Origin of the sequence: Pedobacter sp. 22226 (assembly GCF_052045455.1) — a bacterium.
GTDB classification, from domain to species: Bacteria; Bacteroidota; Bacteroidia; order Sphingobacteriales; family Sphingobacteriaceae; genus Pedobacter; species Pedobacter jeongneungensis.
Genome location: NZ_JBQEPB010000010.1, coordinates 142,646 through 160,065 on the forward strand (window position 1 = coordinate 142,646; position 17,420 = coordinate 160,065).

Annotated in this window: 11 protein-coding genes; 9 read left to right on the forward strand and 2 right to left on the reverse strand. The window is 40.2% G+C overall.

The features are described from left to right. Nucleotides 1-85: 85 nt before the first annotated feature. From ACTJKC_RS21485 to ACTJKC_RS21515, 7 genes are all read left to right on the forward strand, one after another. Nucleotides 86-2,080 carry a heavy metal translocating P-type ATPase gene (locus tag ACTJKC_RS21485; protein WP_440795171.1) on the forward strand — a complete coding sequence of 665 codons (1,995 nt, stop codon included), beginning with the start codon at nt 86-88 and terminating at the stop codon, nt 2,078-2,080. A 142-nt stretch (nt 2,081-2,222) separates the two neighbouring features. Continuing rightward, on the forward strand, nt 2,223-2,861 hold the full coding sequence (locus ACTJKC_RS21490; protein ID WP_440795173.1) for a Uma2 family endonuclease: 639 nt from the start codon (nt 2,223-2,225) through the stop codon (nt 2,859-2,861). A 45-nt stretch (nt 2,862-2,906) separates the two neighbouring features. Continuing rightward, entirely contained in the window at nt 2,907-3,548 is a 642-nt protein-coding gene (locus ACTJKC_RS21495) for a Uma2 family endonuclease (protein WP_440795175.1), read from the forward strand. A 309-nt stretch (nt 3,549-3,857) separates the two neighbouring features. Then, on the forward strand, nt 3,858-6,524 hold the full coding sequence (locus ACTJKC_RS21500; protein ID WP_440795177.1) for a valine--tRNA ligase: 2,667 nt from the start codon (nt 3,858-3,860) through the stop codon (nt 6,522-6,524). Between the two features lie 320 nt (nt 6,525-6,844). After that, nucleotides 6,845-8,200 (forward strand): Gfo/Idh/MocA family protein, encoded by a 1,356-nt coding sequence (locus ACTJKC_RS21505; protein ID WP_344850467.1) that lies wholly within the window; start codon nt 6,845-6,847, stop codon nt 8,198-8,200. Between the two features lie 118 nt (nt 8,201-8,318). Then, nucleotides 8,319-9,683 carry a 3-keto-disaccharide hydrolase gene (locus tag ACTJKC_RS21510; protein WP_440795180.1) on the forward strand — a complete coding sequence of 455 codons (1,365 nt, stop codon included), beginning with the start codon at nt 8,319-8,321 and terminating at the stop codon, nt 9,681-9,683. 324 nt (nt 9,684-10,007) lie between these two features. Beyond that, entirely contained in the window at nt 10,008-11,201 is a 1,194-nt protein-coding gene (locus tag ACTJKC_RS21515; protein WP_440795182.1) for a Gfo/Idh/MocA family protein, read from the forward strand. Nucleotides 11,202-12,234: 1,033 nt separating this feature from the next. On the opposite strand, the gene ACTJKC_RS21520 is transcribed toward ACTJKC_RS21515, so the two are convergent. Continuing rightward, a complete protein-coding gene (locus ACTJKC_RS21520; protein WP_440795184.1) occupies nt 12,235-12,693 on the reverse strand; it encodes a type I restriction enzyme HsdR N-terminal domain-containing protein in 459 nt (152 codons plus the stop codon). 254 nt (nt 12,694-12,947) lie between these two features. On the opposite strand from ACTJKC_RS21520, the gene holA reads away from it, so the two are divergent. Further along, nucleotides 12,948-13,967: a DNA polymerase III subunit delta gene (gene holA, locus ACTJKC_RS21525; RefSeq protein WP_440795186.1), complete on the forward strand. Its 1,020-nt coding sequence runs from the start codon at nt 12,948-12,950 to the stop codon at nt 13,965-13,967. A 132-nt stretch (nt 13,968-14,099) separates the two neighbouring features. After that, the gene (locus tag ACTJKC_RS21530; RefSeq protein WP_440795188.1) at nt 14,100-16,358 is read left to right on the forward strand and encodes a glycosyl hydrolase family 95 catalytic domain-containing protein; all 2,259 of its coding nucleotides are present in this window, start codon (nt 14,100-14,102) and stop codon (nt 16,356-16,358) included. Between the two features lie 336 nt (nt 16,359-16,694). Here ACTJKC_RS21530 and ACTJKC_RS21535 read toward each other — a convergent pair whose 3' ends face one another. After that, nucleotides 16,695-17,342, reverse strand: a complete 648-nt coding sequence (locus ACTJKC_RS21535; RefSeq protein ID WP_440795190.1) for a class I SAM-dependent methyltransferase — start codon at nt 17,340-17,342, stop codon at nt 16,695-16,697. Nucleotides 17,343-17,420: the final 78 nt, after the last annotated feature.

Below are 17,420 nucleotides of genomic sequence, written 5' to 3' on the forward strand. Positions count from 1 at the left end.
TGCCGGGTTTAACTAACAGCATTTAAGGCGTTTGGCTACTGAATTACTAATCACAGCAATAAATCATGTTTTAGCAGATAACATAATGAGTCACACCCACAATAAAGAAGATAGCTGTTGCAGTAGTAAAGCGCATTCCGAACCGAAACATAATCACGATCACGGGCATTCGCATGAGGAAGGCGACGATCACGACCACGATCATGGTGGCGATCCATCTGCATTTAAAACTTATTTGCCTGCCATTATTACACTGGCAATGCTGTTGATCGGAATTGCCTTCGATAATCTTTTTAAGGTTCCTGCATTTCAGGTCATCAGGCCTTACTGGTACATTGTAGCTTACCTGCCTGTAGGCATTCCGGTTTTGCGCGAGGTTTGGGAAACTTTTAAAGCGAAAGATTTTTTTACCGAGTTTTCGCTAATGTCTATCGCTACCATTGGGGCTTTTGCCATTGGCCAATATCCTGAAGGCGTAACCGTAATGCTTTTTTACACCATTGGCGAACTGTTTCAAATGGCTGCGGTAAACCGTGCAAAAAGGAACATTAAAGCCTTGCTCGATGTGCGTGCCGATGTGGCTCATGTATTCCGCAATGGAAAATACGAAGATGTTAATCCCGACAAGGTAGAAATTGGCGAAACCATACAGGTTAAAGCCGGAGAGAAAATTCCTTTGGATGGCGAACTGATCAGTGAAAAAAGCAGTTTTAATACCGCCGCATTAACAGGGGAGAGCAAGCCACGGACCATTAATAAAGGCGAAGCTATTTTAGCCGGAATGCTTAATATTGATAAGGTAATCGAAGTGAAAGTAACAAAGGCTTTTGCCGATAGTGCTTTATCGCGCATTTTGGAAATGGTGCAGAATGCCACTACACGTAAAGCCAAAACAGAACTTTTTATACGCAAGTTTGCAAAGGTGTACACCCCGATTGTTTTTTTCCTGGCGCTTGCATTAGTTACCATCCCGATTTTGGTTTTAGGTAGCGAATATCATTTCCAGACCTGGTTATACCGTTCGCTGGTTTTTCTGGTAATTTCTTGTCCATGTGCTTTGGTTATTTCTATTCCATTGGGTTATTTCGGAGGCATTGGCGCTGCCTCTGCAAATGGAATTTTATTTAAAGGCTCTAATTTCCTCGATCTGATTACCAAACTCAATACCGTGGTGATGGATAAAACAGGAACCTTAACCAAAGGTGTGTTTAGTGTACAGAAGATAGAGAGCAGCATTGATGAAAAGGAATTTTTGAATCTGCTAACTGCTGTTGAAGCAAAATCGACACACCCGATTGCCAAAGCCATTGTTGAGTATGCCGGAGATCAGGAAATCCATCCGGCTGAAAATATAGAAGAGGTAGCCGGAATGGGCTTAAAAGGAACTGTAAATGGTAAAGAGGTATTGGCCGGTAATGTTAAGTTGCTGGAGAAATTCGATATCGGTTTCGACGCCAAAGTAAAAGATATCAAAGAGAGCATCGTGGTTGTAGCTGTGGATCAACGATATGCAGGTTATGTTTTAATTGCTGATGAGGTAAAAGAAGATGCTGCAGAAGCCATTAAACAGTTGCATGAAAACGGAATAAAACAGGTGGTGATGTTGAGTGGTGATAAATCATCCATTGTTAAAAAAGTAGCTTCGGGTTTAGGTATCGATACTTATTATGGTGATTTACTGCCTGAAGATAAAGTGGCTAAACTGGAAGAAATTAAAACCGACAAAACTAAAGTGGTGGCTTTTGTTGGCGACGGAATTAACGATACCCCTGTTTTGGCCATCAGCGATATTGGTATTGCGATGGGCGCAATGGGAAGTGATGCGGCCATTGAAACAGCTGATGTGGTGATCCAGACCGATCAACCTTCAAAAATTGCAACCGCGATTAAAATTGGCAAGGCCACTAAAAATGTGGTGATCCAGAATATTGTATTGGCATTTGCAGTGAAAGCAATCGTCCTGATTTTAGGAGCAGGCGGCATAGCAACCATGTGGGAAGCCGTTTTTGCTGATGTAGGCGTAGCGCTTCTGGCTATTTTAAATGCAGTAAGGATCCAAAAAATGAAGTTTCCCTTGTAAGGTTAATTGTTTAAATTGGTTGATTGATTAACTGAGTCTGGACTGCTCTTTTTTTGATTTATTCGCATTATGGATAATGTTTTCGAGGATAATGTAAAATAATTTATCACTTGCAATACTAAGTAATTTAGTATATTTGGTTATGTCGAAAAAAACAGTTCCCTATCCAGTATTAGATGAAATCGATGAACCCGTTAAGCAGTTCAATGAGCTTGATGCATCGTTAACCTACAGCTATGCAAGTTACCTTAACTGGCTTTTTCCTGAAAGGGTAGAACTGATTGCAGGCAAAATCTTTAAGATGAGCCCGGCGCCATCAAGCGTTCATCAGGTGGTTGTTGGCAACATATTTCTTAAATTAGGTAACTTTCTTAAAAAACAGCCCTGTAAAGTTTTTATTTCTCCATTTGATGTTCGCTTTCCAAGAGAAAGTAAAGATGATAAGGAAATCTTCACGGTGCTCCAACCTGATATCTGCGTAATTTGTGATAGAAGTAAAATTGATGTCCGTGGTTGTATCGGTGCACCCGATCTTGTGGTGGAGGTTTTGTCGCCAGGCAATACCAGAATGGAGCTGCTTAATAAATATCATGTTTACGAAGAGTTCGGGGTTAAAGAATATTGGATAGTAAGCCAAAGCGATCAAAATATCTTAATTTACACCTTAAACGAGGGTGGTAAGTTCCAGCCCTCTAAAATATTTACGCTTAGCGAAAAAATCACATCAACCGTATTGCCCGGTTTTGAGCTCGCTTTGGATGATATTTTTGAAGATATGTAAAATAATTTATCACTTACAATACTAAGCAATTTAGTATATTTGAATATGTCGAAAAAAACAGTTCCATATCCAGTACTTGATGAAATCGATGAACCTGTTAGGCAGTTCAATGAGCTCGATGCATCATTAACCTATAGTTATGCAAGTTATTTAAATTGGCTTTTCCCCGAAAGGGTTGAGTTAATTGCAGGTAAAATATTTAAGATGAGTCCTGCGCCATCAAGGATACATCAAACAGTGTCTATCAATTTGTTAAAGCCCTTGATCAATTTTTTAGATGGCAAACCCTGTAAAGTTTATGCAGCACCATTTGATGTCCGTTTCCCGAAAGGAAGCAAAGCTGATAAAGATGTGTTTACTGTGCTCCAGCCCGATATCTGCGTAATTTGTGATAAAAGCAAACTTGATGCCCGTGGCTGTATCGGCGCGCCTGATCTCGTGGTTGAAATTTTATCGCCTGGAAATTCAAAAATGGAACTGCTTCATAAATACCGCGTGTACGAAGAATTCGGCGTTAAAGAATATTGGGTGGTGAGCCAGAGCGATCAGAACATTTTAATTTATACTTTAAATGAAGAGGGTAAATTCATACCTTCAAAAATATTTACCCTGAGCGAAAAAATCACTTCATCTGTATTGCCAGGCTTTGAACTGGCACTTGATGATGTTTTTGATGACGTTGAGTAAGCAATTGTACAAATGCACGATGGGTTTTAACTTGCACAAGCCAATTTTTCTAGACCTGATTGAAGCGTAAAGCCCGCAGTCCCGATTCTTTACCAATCAACCGGCACTAAATCAGCGTCGGGCAAGGACTTGCAGCGCAAAGCAGGACCAACTTTAAAATGAAATGTTGCATTTGCTTTCCAAAAAATAAAAATCCTTATCTCCCACAAATACTGATATAAAGTGTAACTGTTTTAGTCTTTCAGCTTTCCGCTTACTTGGCTTTGGTCTTTCAGCTTAATTAGCTATTTTTGAACTTTTAATACATTCATGAGCATATCCACCAAGTACAATCCTGCAGAAACAGAAGATAAATGGTATAGCTATTGGCTATCGAAGAAGTTTTTTCATTCAGAACCCGATGAGCGTGAGCCTTATACAATAGTCATTCCGCCTCCAAATGTTACGGGGGTGCTGCACATGGGACACATGCTTAACAATACCATTCAGGATGTGCTGATCCGTAAGGCTCGTATGCAGGGCAAAAACGCTTGCTGGGTGCCCGGAACCGACCATGCTTCCATAGCTACCGAAGCAAAAGTAGTGGCGATGTTAAAAGAGCAGGGTATTGATAAAAAAGACCTCTCGCGGGAAGAATTTTTAAAATACGCCTGGGAATGGAAAGAGAAATACGGTGGCATTATTTTAGAGCAGTTAAAAAAACTGGGCGCAAGTTGTGATTGGGATCGTACCCGTTTCACCATGGAAGAAGATCTTTCTGAAGCCGTGATTGATTCGTTTATCCACCTGTATAAAAAAGGATGGATTTACCGCGGTATCCGAATGGTTAACTGGGATCCGGCGGGAAAAACCGCTGTTTCTGATGAAGAAGTGATCCGTAAAGAAGTAAACCAGAAGTTATATTATATTAAATATCTGATTGCGGGGACTGAAAATCAGTTTTTAACAATAGCCACAACGCGTCCGGAAACAATTATGGCAGATGCTGCCATTTGTATTAACCCGAACGACGAACGTTTTACGCATTTAAAAGGCAAAAAGGTTTTTGTACCTCTGGTTAATCACGAAATTCCGGTTATTGAAGATGATTATGTAGATATCGAATTTGGTACCGGTTGTTTAAAAGTTACTCCGGCACACGATTTGAACGATTATGAACTGGGCGTTAAACACAATTTACCGGTTAACGATATTTTAAATGATGATGGAACTTTAAACGAACTTGCGGTTATTTTAGTGGGTGAAGACAGGTTTGTTGCCCGTAAAAAGATCGCTAAAATGTTAGAGGAGGCCGGACATTTAGAAAAGGTTGAAGATTATAAATCGCAGGTTGGTTTCTCTGAACGTACTGATGCTGCCATCGAACCAAAACTTTCGATGCAGTGGTTTGTGAAGATGAAAGAAATGGCACAGCCGGCTTTAGATGATGTTTTGAACGGAGAAGTAAACCTTATCCCGAATAAATTTGAAAATACTTATCGCCATTGGATGGAAAATGTGCGCGATTGGAATATTAGCCGTCAGTTATGGTGGGGACAAAGAATCCCGGCCTGGTACGATGATAAAGGAAACTGGGTAGTTGCCAAAACAAAAGATGAGGCTTTAGAAGAATTCTGGAAGAAAAAACACCTGGACGAAAGTTGCTCGGACGCCGAAAAAGCCGGATTTAAACATCAGTTGGAGCCATTTTTAAGACAGGATGATGATGTAATGGATACCTGGTTCTCTTCATGGTTGTGGCCGATTTCTGTTTTCGATGGCTTTAAAAATCCAGAAAATAAAGACATTAATTATTACTATCCTACAAATGATCTGGTTACTGCACCAGAGATTTTATTCTTCTGGGTAGCGCGTATGATTATGGCCGGACATGAGTTTATGGGCAAAAAACCATTTACCAATGTTTATTTAACGGGGATTGTTCGCGATAAATTAGGTCGTAAAATGTCTAAATCGCTTGGTAACTCACCAGATCCGATTGGTTTGATCGAAAAATATGGTGCCGATGCCGTTCGTGTGGGAATGTTAATGTCATCACCAGCCGGAAACGATTTGATGTTTGATGAAAGTTACTGCGAGCAGGGACGTAATTTTGCCAGTAAAATCTGGAATGCTTTCCGTTTGGTAAAAGGATGGGAAGTGGACGAAAATCTTGCAAATCCGAATACGCAGGCCATTTCGTGGTTCGAAAACCGTTTTAACGAAGCTCTGGTAGAAATTGAAGCCAACTTTAAACAATACCGTTTATCGGAAGCATTAATGATCACCTACAAGCTGGTTTGGGATGATTTCTGCGCCTGGTATTTAGAAATGGTAAAACCTGCATATCAACAGCCGATTGATGCCGAAAGTTATAAAGCTACGATTGCATTTTTTGAAAATATTATCAAATTATTGCATCCAAATATGCCTTTCATTACTGAGGAATTGTGGCATGATGATCTTTTCGCTGAACGTAGTGAACTGGATTGCTGTATTGTGGCCGAATTCCCTAAAGGAGGTACTTTCGACGAGAAATTGTTAAAAGACGCAGAAGTAATTAAAACGGTTATTGCTGAAATCAGAAATGTGAGGAATCAAAAGCAGATTTCGCCGAAAGAGGCATTGCCATTAAGCATTAAGGTAAACTCCGATCTGGATTACGAAAAATGGTTAAATATTGTTTTCAAACTGGCCAACGTAACAGAAGCAGAAATTGTAAACGATAAAATTGTGGGTGCAACTGCATTTATGGCCGGAAAGGATGAATTTTTTATCCCGCTTACCGAAAATATCGATGTAGAAGCCGAACGCGAACGTTTAAATGCCGATTTAATCTATTTACAAGGCTTTTTAAAGTCGGTTGATTCGAAATTGAACAATGAACGTTTTGTTCAGAATGCAAAACCAGAAATTATTGCCAACGAACGCAATAAAAAGGCCGATGCTGAAGCAAAAATTAAAATTATTGAAGAAAGTTTAGCTATACTGAATTAGAAAAATAAATATTATTCGATAGTAAAAGCCTTTCAGTAGAAAATCTGAAAGGCTTTTTTTATGTGTCGATGAGTAACAAAAAATAATTATTTCAAACGTTTTCCTCGTCTTTATAAAAGCAGGTTACTGTATTAAAAACCAGCTTGATTAATGTTTATTGACTGTTATTGCTACAGTTAATTATTGTTTTAAAATAAGGTTTCAAAAATATTACTTGTGAAAATTTAAGGTTTACTTTTATTAACCATATTTTAGATTTTATTAAAACGGTTTACCAAATCGTGAACTATTTAAGTGATAATCTAACCTAATATCCTCGAATGGAAAATTCCAGAAGAAAATTTATTAAGCAATCAGCAATATTTGCTGCGGCTACTTATGCAGGCACCATGGGCATGAGCGCCAAAAGTTATGGCCGTATTATTGGTGCTAACGATAGGGTACGCGTTGGTGTTGTTGGATTTTCTGACCGTTTTAAAGATACCCTTTTACCTTGTTTCCTGAACCACAACAAGGAGCTGAATTTCGATATTGTTGGCCTTTCTGATTTGTGGAACTACCGGAGAGACCTGGGGATTGCTCATCTGAAAGCTAAATTCGGGCACGATATTAAAGCCTGCCGCAATAACGACGAACTTTATGCCACAAAAGATCTCGACGCCGTAATTATCAGTACAGCCGATTTTCAGCACGCTTTACATACCATCGAAGCCGTGAAAGCCAGTTGCGACGCTTATGTAGAAAAACCTTTTGCCGAAACCATGGACGATGCCAAAGCGGCATTTAAAGCGGTTAAAGCAAGTAAACAGATTGTACAAATTGGTTCGCAGCGGAGAAGTGGGGAGAATTATACCAATGCAGCAAAATTTATCCAGGACGGAAAATTCGGACCGATTACAGCGGTAGATCTGGTTTGGAATGTAAACCAGCCAGGCAGATGGCGCCGGCCCGATCTGGTAGCGAAATTAAAAGAAGAAGATATCGACTGGAAACGTTTCTTGTTAAACCGCCCCAATGAAGCATTTGATCCACGTAAATATTTAGAATACCGCCTGTTCTGGCCATATTCTTCTGGAATGCCTGGCCAGTGGATGAGCCATCAGATTGATACCGTACACTGGTTTACCAATTTAAAACACCCGCGCAGTGTAGTGGCCAATGGTGGTATTTATACCTGGAAAGATGGTCGTAGAAACTGGGATTCGATGGTTGCAGTATTCGATTACGGTCAGCCTGATACCACTGATGGTTTCCAGGTAACTTTTACTTCACGCATGCAGAACAGCGTAGGTGATGTAGGAGAAGTTTATTATTCAAATGGTGGAGAACTGAACCTGATTACCAATAAAGTTTCACCAAAAGGAGGTTTAAGGCAACAGGAAGCTTCAGCTATGGGTATGAAAGCCAATCTTCTGCCTGAATTCGATCTTAGCAAAACCGAAGTTAAAGCCGCAACCGGTGCCAATATGGGTGGCGACGCCCTAACCTCAGGCCATATGCGCAACTGGATGGAATGTGTACGTAGCCGTAAAACGCCAAATGCACCTGTTGAAGCCGGTTATTCGCACTCTATTGCCAATATCATGACCAATGCCGCCGTAAGAACCGGAGCAAAAGCCATTTTCGACGAAGGCAAACAAGAAGTAATTGCAAACGGAAAAGTATTTAAATATTAAAATAAGAAATATCGTCATTGCGAGGCACAGTTCACCCCGAGTTCGGGGAAGCAATCTATTTAGCAAAAAAGATTGCTTCGCCATTCTTCCTCGCAATAACGGCAAGAAAAAAACTATCATGTTAAAACTTAAAAAATATAGTATCCTGGCCCTTTCCCTGATCAGTCTTTCGGCTGCTGCCCAAAAAACAAAACCCCTCTTCGATGGTAAAACCTTAACCGGCTGGAAAGCCGTAGCAGGCGCAGCACCGTACAAAGTTGAAGATGGTATGATTGTAGGCACCATGACCAAAGGCACACCAAACTCGTTCCTGATCACCGAAAAAGAATACGGCGATTTCATCTTAGAACTGGATGTGAAACTCGAAGGCGAAACCACCAATTCGGGTATTCAAACCCGTAGCCATATTAAACCAGAAGGAAATAACGGCAAAGGTTTGGTTTTTGGCCGTCAGGTAGAAATAGATCCTACACCGAGGGAGTGGACAGGCGGAATTTATGATGAAGCCAGAAGATTATGGCTGTATCCTTTGGAGCTTAATCCATCGGCCAAACCATTATACAAAAAGAATGAATTTAACCACTACAAAATAGAATGTATCGGCAACGAACTCAAAACCTGGGTAAATGGAACGCCCGTTGCTTATGTAATCGACACGCTGGATAAATCTGGTTTTATTGGTTTACAGGTGCATGGTATTGGCAATAATTTAGATAACGATGGCAAGAAAGTTTATTTCAAGAACATTAATATCCAAACAGAAGGTTTAAAAGCAAAAGCTTTTCCGAAAGGCATTTACACGGTTAACTTAACGCCAAATACTTTATCTGCCTACGAAAAATCGGAAGGTTATAAGCTGCTGTTCGATGGTAAAAGCAATGCCGGATGGATTGGTGCCTATAAAACTACTTTCCCTGCAAAAGGATGGAAAATTGCCGATGGCGTAATCAGTGTAGAGCCTTCAGGCGGTGCAGAATCGACCAATGGTGGCGATATTGTAACCAAAGAGGAATTTGCTGCTTTCGATCTGTCTTTCGAGTTTAAACTGACGCCAGGAGCCAATAGTGGTGTAAAATACTTTGTTACGCTAAGCGAAAAAAATACAGGTTCAGCTATCGGGCTGGAATACCAGGTTTTGGATGACGAATTACATCCTGATGCCAAATTGGGCAGGGATGGAAACCGTACCCTGGCATCGTTATACGATTTAATGACGGCTAAAAAAGAAGCCCGTTACCTGCGCCCAATCGGAAGCTGGAATAACGGCCGTTTGGTAGTGTACCCGAACAATAAGGTAGAACATTATTTAAATGGTGTAAAAGTGCTGGAATACACACGCGGCTCTGAAGAATTTAAAAAACTCGTTGCCATTAGTAAATATAAAGATTGGAAAAACTTTGGCGAAGCACCAAAAGGACATATCCTGTTGCAGGATCATGGCAATAAGGTAGATTTCAGGACCATTAAAATTAAAACTTTGTAAGGGAGGCGTTTATTTTTTGAAAATGAGCGTTAGTTTAATATGGCAGCCTGCAGTCCCGCTTTCGCTTATAGTCCTCGTTCGTGCCTCACTGCGGGCTATTTAGCTCAATCGGGTTTATGATTAACGTTTTGTACAGAACCGACCCATAAGCACTAAAAGAAATTAAATAGCCCCGACATACGCGAAAATACTTTTTGTTACATTTCCGGCAGGTATAGCAGCTACCGGAAACAAAAAGATTGCAGCATTGGCGGGACTTCACTCAAATAGCAGCAGAGGCTGTGCGCTCCAATAAATTAAAAAAATACTATTAATTATTATATCATGCATCGTCGGTCTTTTGTAAAGCATACTGCTTTGTTAGGTTCAGGTTTATTGGTTGGGAATCAGGTTTTTGCTGATCTTTATGCAGATCAGGTGTATAATGTAGCTATGATTGGCTGTGGCGACCGGGGTAAAGGTGTGTTGTCGGTCATTAAATCCATGCCGGCAAAGTATAATATTAAAGCCTATTGCGACCTGCTCGATTTCAGGCTTAAAGAAGCCGAAAAGTATGTTCCGTCCAACGCCAAAGCCATTAGAGATTACCGCCAGGTTTTAGATGATAAAACAATCGACGCCGTTTTTATTGCTACACCGCTAAGCGAACATTTTAAAATTGCCAAAGATGCCGTGCTTGCAGGTAAACATGTGTACGTAGAAAAAACCATGACTTACAATATCGCGCAGGCGCTTGAACTTAAAAAACTGGTAAAAAAATATCCTGCTCAGGTTTTTCAGGTTGGCTACCAATACCGTTATTCGCCGCTTTATTTTAAGGTGAAGGATATGATCCAGAGTGGTTACCTGGGCAAAGTTACGCAGATCGATTGTCGTTGGGACCGTAATGGCAACTGGCGCAGGGCTGTTCCGGATCCGGCTTTGGAGCGTAAAATCAACTGGAGGATGTATAAAGAATATTCAGGCGGTTTAGCTGCCGAATTACTCTCACATCAGATCGATTTTATCAACTGGGCTTTCGAAACGCAGCCCGATGAAATTATGGGATCGGGTGGGATAGATGTTTTTAAAGACGGTCGCGAAACTTACGATAACATACAGGCCATTCTACGTTATAATGAAAAAGGAATGATTGGCAATTTCGGTGCCACCTGCGGCAATGCACACGATGGTTACCTCTTTAAAATAAAAGGTACCAAAGGTTCGGTTTCTTTACTGACCAATACGGGCTTATTTTATCCTGAAGAAAGTACCAAAAAAGAGTTAGGTATTGTTGACGGGGTTACCGGAGCAACAAAAATCGTAGTCAATAAAGACGGTGGGATTCCGATTTTAGATAAAGCCACCATTGATGGTACTAATTATGCGTTGGATGAATTTTATGAATCTATTTCCACTAAAAAAGAACCTGCATCAAATATTGATACAGGTACGCAGGCCGCAATTTGCGTTGCCATGTGTAACGAGGCAATTTATAGTGGTAATAAGCAGGTTTGGAAGAAAGTTTATGATGTATAATGCTTGCTATGCTTGAGTATATATCAGATGGTCGTCATTTCGAGCGGAGCGCAGTCGAGAAATCTATCTTTCCATTTCACAGCGTTTCAGTCGAGATGACGCCCTTTCTTTGGTCGGTGAAACATCAACCGATAGATGAATCTAATTCAGCGAAAATTCCATAAAAAATATCGTCATTTCGAGCGGAGCGCAGCGAAGTCGAGAAATCTATATATATCCATTTCACTGCGTTTCAGTTGAGATGACTCCCTTTCTTCTGTCGGTGAAACACCAACCGATAGATGAATCTAATTCAGCGAAAATTCCATAAAAAACATCATCATTTCGAGCTGAGTGCAACGTAGTCGAGAAATCTATATAGATCTCTCCGTTCCACTGTGTTTCAGTCGAAATGATGCCCTTTCTTTGGTCGGTGAGACACCAACCAATAGATGAATCTAATTCAGCGAAAATTCCATAAAAAACATCGTCATTTCGAGCGGAGTGCAACGTAGTCGGGAAATCTATAGATCTCTCCGTTCCACTGCGTTTCAGTCGAGATGATGCCCTTTCTTTGGTCGGTGAAACATCAACCGATAGATGAATCTAATTCAGCGAAAATTCCATAAAAAACATCGTCATTTCGAGCGGAGTGCAACGTAGTCGAGAAATCTATGTAGGTCACTGCGTTTCAGTCGAGATGACGCCCTTTCTTTGGTCGGTGTCTCATCAATCGATAGATGAATCTAATTCAGCGAAAATTCCATAAAAAACATCGTCATTTCGAGCGGAGTGCAACGTAGTCGGGAAATCTATGTAGATCTCTCCGTTCTACTGCGTTTCAGTCGAGATGACGACCTTCCTTTGGTCGGTGAGACACCAACCGATAGATGAATCTAATTCAGCGAAAATTCCATAAAAAACATCGTCATTTCGAGCGGAGTGCAACATAGTCGGGAAATCTATGTAGATCTCTCCATTTCACTGCGTTTCAGTCGAGATGACGCCCATTTCTATTAAGGTCGTTTTCCGAGCCTCCGTGTCAAAATTATTATTACAATCCCAAATAATCCGGCATTTCCTGTGCAAAATTAAAACGGCCCCTCTCCAGGTCCATTTTTGCATAAACATGCTGTAAACCATTGGTTAACACAATCCATTTGGCCTGATGGATAGAATTGTACCTCGCTGCCTGCTCAAAAACCGATTGCGTAATTTTAACCTTTGGTGCTTTACATTCAATCAGCATCAGCTTTTCGCCTGCGGTATTGTACACTAAAATATCGCTTCGCTTTTGTAATTGGTTTAAAACCAAACCGCCTTCAATCTGGATCAACGTCCTCGGGAATTTCTTTTCTGCAATCAGGCTTTGAATAAAATGCTGCCTTACCCACTCCTCTGGCGTAAGCACCAGGTGTTTCTTCCTTAACTCATCGAAAATAAAAACCACCCCATCTTTATGGCTAATTTTAAACGGATAAGGCGGAAGGTTAAGCGGGGTAGGGGTGAACATTTTCAGTTTTCGGTTTTCAGTTTGCAGTTAACAGTTTGTTGTTCTCAGTTAACAATTTGCAATTAACCAATTTCAACAGTTAACCGATTAACCATTAATACAGTTTGCAATTAACAATGTAACAATCCATCAATTTAGCTCCAAAGTTAGTTAATTTTAAAATACGTAAGCAAATCTCAAATCCAGTGTCTTATATCTCTTAATTTATAAACATTTACCTAAATCCTAAAAGCTAAATTGTAATTTTACGGGCAATGACTGCTGCCGAAATTATTAAAGATATTAAAGCCCGAAAGTTTAAGCCTGTGTACCTGCTGCATGGTGAAGAATCTTACTATATCGATCAGGTAACCGATTATATTGAAGATAAACTGCTCAATGACGCTGAAAAAGGCTTCAATCAAACGGTTTTATACGGCAAAGATACCGATATGGCAACGGTTTTGGGCGCGGCAAAGCGTTACCCCATGATGTCTGATTACCAGGTGGTGATTGTTAAAGAAGCGCAGGATTTAAAATGGGGCAAAGAAGACAGTTCGAAAGAGGGCGAATTTGTACTCAATTACTTCGAAAAGCCGCTGCCCAGCACTATTTTGGTATTGGCCTATAAATATGCCAATTTCGATAAGCGTAAAAAAATTTACAAAGCAATCAACAAAAGCGGACTGATTTTCCAGTCAGATCCCGTTCGCGATTATAAACTGGTGCCCTGGATCGAAGAATTTATCAAAGAAAAAGGCTATAAGATCGATCAGCAGGCGTCAGCGCTAATGGCCGAATATTTAGGCACCGATTTATCCAAAATTGCCAACGAAATTGAGAAGTTAATGCTGAATGTTCCAAGAGAAACGGCAATTAGCACCGATCATGTTCAGAAAAATATCGGGATCAGTAAAGAGTATAATGTTTTCGAACTTCAAAAGGCTTTGGCGATCCGCGATGTGCTGAAATGTAATAAAATCATTAATTACTTCGCCAGTAACCCAAAAGCCAATCCAACTGTAATGGTTTTAGCCAATTTAGGCGGTTACTTTACCAAACTGTTAAAATACCATTACATTCCAAATAAGGCCGATGCCGCATCAGCATTGGGTGTACCACCCTTTTTTATTAAAGATTACGAAGTGGCCGCACGCAATTACAATACCGGCAAAGTTTTCCAGGTAATCGGTCTGCTCCGCGAATACGATTTAAAAAGCAAAGGTTTGGATAGTACCGGAAATGTAGATGATGGTGAGCTGTTAAAAGAACTTGTTTTCAAGATTGTGCACTAATCTTTTATTAAGAGAATTATTCTACACGCTCTGTCAAACGTTTGCGCAGTTTTTCAGGATTTTAGTCTCGCCAAATATCATTATTTTAGAACCTGATAGCCCGTTAGGGGTGCTAACCATTTCTAAACACAAATGAAAACTAAAATCTTTTTACTGTTGGTGCTTCAGTGCATGAGTACTTTTATTTATGCGCAAACTTTAAAATCTTATAACCTTTCCTTTCCCAGACTGGCCAGTAAATGGGATGAGGCCATGCCTTTAGGCAATGGCATGCTGGGTGCTTTAATTTGGGAAAAGAACAGTAAACTTCGCCTTTCGTTAGATCGTGCCGACCTCTGGGATGAACGGAAAGCCCTTGATATCTCAAAACTTAATTTTAAATGGGTAGAAGAACAAGTGCATTTAAATAATTATGCTGCCGTTCAAAAAATAGGCGACGAACCTTATGACAACATTCCGTACCCAACCAAACTGCCTGCTGCGGCAATGGAATTCGACATTTCAAAACTGGGAAAAGTTAAATCAAACGAACTGGATATAGAAACGGCCTTAAATACCGTGAAATTCGAAGATGGAACGGTTTTTAAATGTTACATCCATGCTACCGGGGCGCAGGGTTATTTTAGTTTCGAAAACCTTAAATCAACTGCAATTTTACCTGATTTAATTGTTCACAACTACAACAATGGCAAAACAGAAAAAGGCGATAACAGCCATGCCGGAAGTGGTTTGCAAAAACTGGGTTATGCAAAAGGAACCGTTACCAATACTCAAAATAGCATCCGTTATCATCAGCCTACTTTTCAGGGACATTATTATGAGGTATTGGTACAGTGGAAAAAAATGCCGGGCGGGAATATAACCGGCTCGTGGACCATCAGCAACGATAAAACAGCAACATTAGCCGCAATTTCTGCTACTGCCAAAGAACCTACTGGTTGGGTTAGCCACACCAAATGGTGGAAAGATTTTTGGAGTAAATCAAACATTACGGTTCCAGATCAGCTGATCCAGAAACAATACTATTTAGAAATGTACAAACTGGGCTGCGTGGCCAGAAAAGGGGCACCTGCGATTACCTTACAAGCCATTTGGACAGCCGATAATGGCAGTTTACCACCCTGGAAAGGCGATTTTCATAACGATTTAAATACCCAGTTGAGTTATTGGCCAGCTTACACCGCCAATCATCTGGCAGAAGGGGCCACCTTTACCGATTGGTTATGGAAAATCAGGCAAAGGAACCTTACCTATACCAGACAGTATTTTGGTGTTGAAGGGTTAAACGTTCCCGGGGTAATTACCTTAAACGGCGATCCGATGGGTGGGTGGATCCAGTATGCGCTTTCGCCAACCGTTAGCGCATGGACTTCGCAGCATTTTTACTGGCAGTGGAAATACAGCATGGATGATGTTTTCCTTAAAACCAGGGCATATCCTTATATTCATGAAGCAGCAACCTATCTGGAGAATATTACAAGACTAAAAGAGGGAAAACGCATGTTGCCGTTAAGCTCTAGCCCGGAGTATAACGACAACAGCATTAAAGCCTGGTTTTTAAACTGGACCAATTTTGATCTTTCATTGGCAAAGTTCCTGTTTAAAGCAGCATCCGAGGTTAGTAAAGCCAATGGCAAAACAGAGGAGAGTACAGATTGGTTGAAAATACTCAGTCAATTGCCTGATTATGAAATTAATGAAACCGGGTTTACCATTGCTCCCGGATCAAATTTAACCAGCTCGCACAGGCACATGTCTCAGTATATGGCCATTTATCCGCTCGATTTATTGGATGTTAACAATGAAAAGGATAAAACCATTATCGATAATTCTTTAAAACGTTTAGAAGAAATTGGTACACGTGCCTGGTGCGGTTATTCCTTTAGCTGGATGGCTTCTTTATACGCCCGAGCTTATCAAGCCGATAAGGCGGTAAAACAACTCGAAATTTTTGCTTCAAATTTCTGTTCGCCGAATAGCTTTCATTTAAATGGCGATCAAAAAGGAGGGCAGTACTCAGGTTTTACCTACCGCCCTTTTACCTTAGAAGGAAATTTTGCCTTTGCCCAGGGTGTTCAGGAATTGTTATTGCAAAGCAGGGGCAATTACATTCAACCTTTTCCGGCAGTACCGCAAAGCTGGAAAGACGTTTCTTTTAATAATTTACGTGCCGAAGGTGCTTTCCTGGTGAGTGGCATTAAAGAAAACGGCGTTCCAACCCAGGTTAAAATCTATGCAGAAAAAGCCGGATTATTAAGAATTAAACTACCCTTTAGAACTTATGTTGTCAGGAATCTTCCGGCCGGGCTTATAAAAATGGTTGATGGTGGCATTGCAGAAGTTAACCTGAAAAAACAACAAACCGTAACTTTTGAAAACGGCTATGAATAAGGGTTACTAAATTTGAATTTTGGTGCCGATAAATCAACAGAATTTCAGTTGAAATAAAAAAGCAGAGGGGGTAAATCATCCCGGAACCCCCCTCTTATGGTCATCTTTAATAGTACAGTTAGATAATAACTATATGAGTAGGTACAACATCCCTATTTTTCCTAACTCGAGGTGTTTAGTTACCTGTATATTAAATTGTATGATTACACAAAAATATCTTACAAAAGGCTGTACCGGAATAGATGATAGGTGAATAGGTATAATTACTCTATGAATGATGTTTTCGCCTCTATGAATAAATCTGATTTCCTTACTATTTACCCTAATCTGCAAACTTTATTTTTTCAGACCCGACACGATGATAAATGGTTTACTAACTTCATTTCCTTCCTGATCCATTATTGTTTCTGTCATTTTTTTTACTTCGATATCTACAAACCCTGATTGTTTGAAGAATGATTTTACTTCATCAATTTCATAAAATGTGAAATCGAGCTGTGTCCAGGGCAGATGTGCACCAAAGTTTTTTTCAACAAAGGCAAGGTTCATTTTTCCCTTTGGTTTTAATACCCGGTAAATTTCTGATAAGTACAATAAAGGATCCGGCCAGAAATAAATGGTATTGGCCGTAAAACAACAATCGAAAGAAATATCTTCAAAACCTGGCTTGTTATCCGTTATTTTAGCAAATTGCACTACGCTGTTTCCATTTTTATCATTCGGGAAGGTCTCGTTTATCTTCAGTTCGGTATAATATGCCCCCAGATAACTGATGTTTTCTGCTTTTTGAAAAAGACAGGAGAGGTGTTCGGTACCGGTTGGGCCGATTTCCAGTACATAATCATCATTTTTCAGGGATAAATCCTGTACTAATTTAAAAATCAGGGTGTTTTTGGATGGGAGAACGTTAATTTTTAAGTCAGGCGTTAATGTATTGAGGTTTTGCTCTTCCATGGTATAGGTTATTAATCTTTCGCGTTTCATTTCGCAATCCGGGCAAAATTGAAAATTAGCTCCTGTACGCTTTTACATCAAAAGGATTTTCTTTTACAGAAAATAGAA

What these genes read in the sequence shown, in the direction of transcription:
- ACTJKC_RS21520 (WP_440795184.1), bottom strand. Translation starts at nt 12,693, where the DNA reads ATGTTCACCCCTACCCCGCTTAACCTTCCGCCTTATCCGTTTAAAATT.
- ACTJKC_RS21535 (WP_440795190.1), bottom strand. Translation starts at nt 17,342, where the DNA reads ATGAAACGCGAAAGATTAATAACCTATACCATGGAAGAGCAAAACCTC.
- ACTJKC_RS21500 (WP_440795177.1), top strand. Translation starts at nt 3,858, where the DNA reads ATGAGCATATCCACCAAGTACAATCCTGCAGAAACAGAAGATAAATGG.
- ACTJKC_RS21515 (WP_440795182.1), top strand. Translation starts at nt 10,008, where the DNA reads ATGCATCGTCGGTCTTTTGTAAAGCATACTGCTTTGTTAGGTTCAGGT.
- ACTJKC_RS21485 (WP_440795171.1), top strand. Translation starts at nt 86, where the DNA reads ATGAGTCACACCCACAATAAAGAAGATAGCTGTTGCAGTAGTAAAGCG.
- ACTJKC_RS21505 (WP_344850467.1), top strand. Translation starts at nt 6,845, where the DNA reads ATGGAAAATTCCAGAAGAAAATTTATTAAGCAATCAGCAATATTTGCT.
- holA (WP_440795186.1), top strand. Translation starts at nt 12,948, where the DNA reads ATGACTGCTGCCGAAATTATTAAAGATATTAAAGCCCGAAAGTTTAAG.
- ACTJKC_RS21530 (WP_440795188.1), top strand. Translation starts at nt 14,100, where the DNA reads ATGAAAACTAAAATCTTTTTACTGTTGGTGCTTCAGTGCATGAGTACT.
- ACTJKC_RS21495 (WP_440795175.1), top strand. Translation starts at nt 2,907, where the DNA reads ATGTCGAAAAAAACAGTTCCATATCCAGTACTTGATGAAATCGATGAA.
- ACTJKC_RS21510 (WP_440795180.1), top strand. Translation starts at nt 8,319, where the DNA reads ATGTTAAAACTTAAAAAATATAGTATCCTGGCCCTTTCCCTGATCAGT.
- ACTJKC_RS21490 (WP_440795173.1), top strand. Translation starts at nt 2,223, where the DNA reads ATGTCGAAAAAAACAGTTCCCTATCCAGTATTAGATGAAATCGATGAA.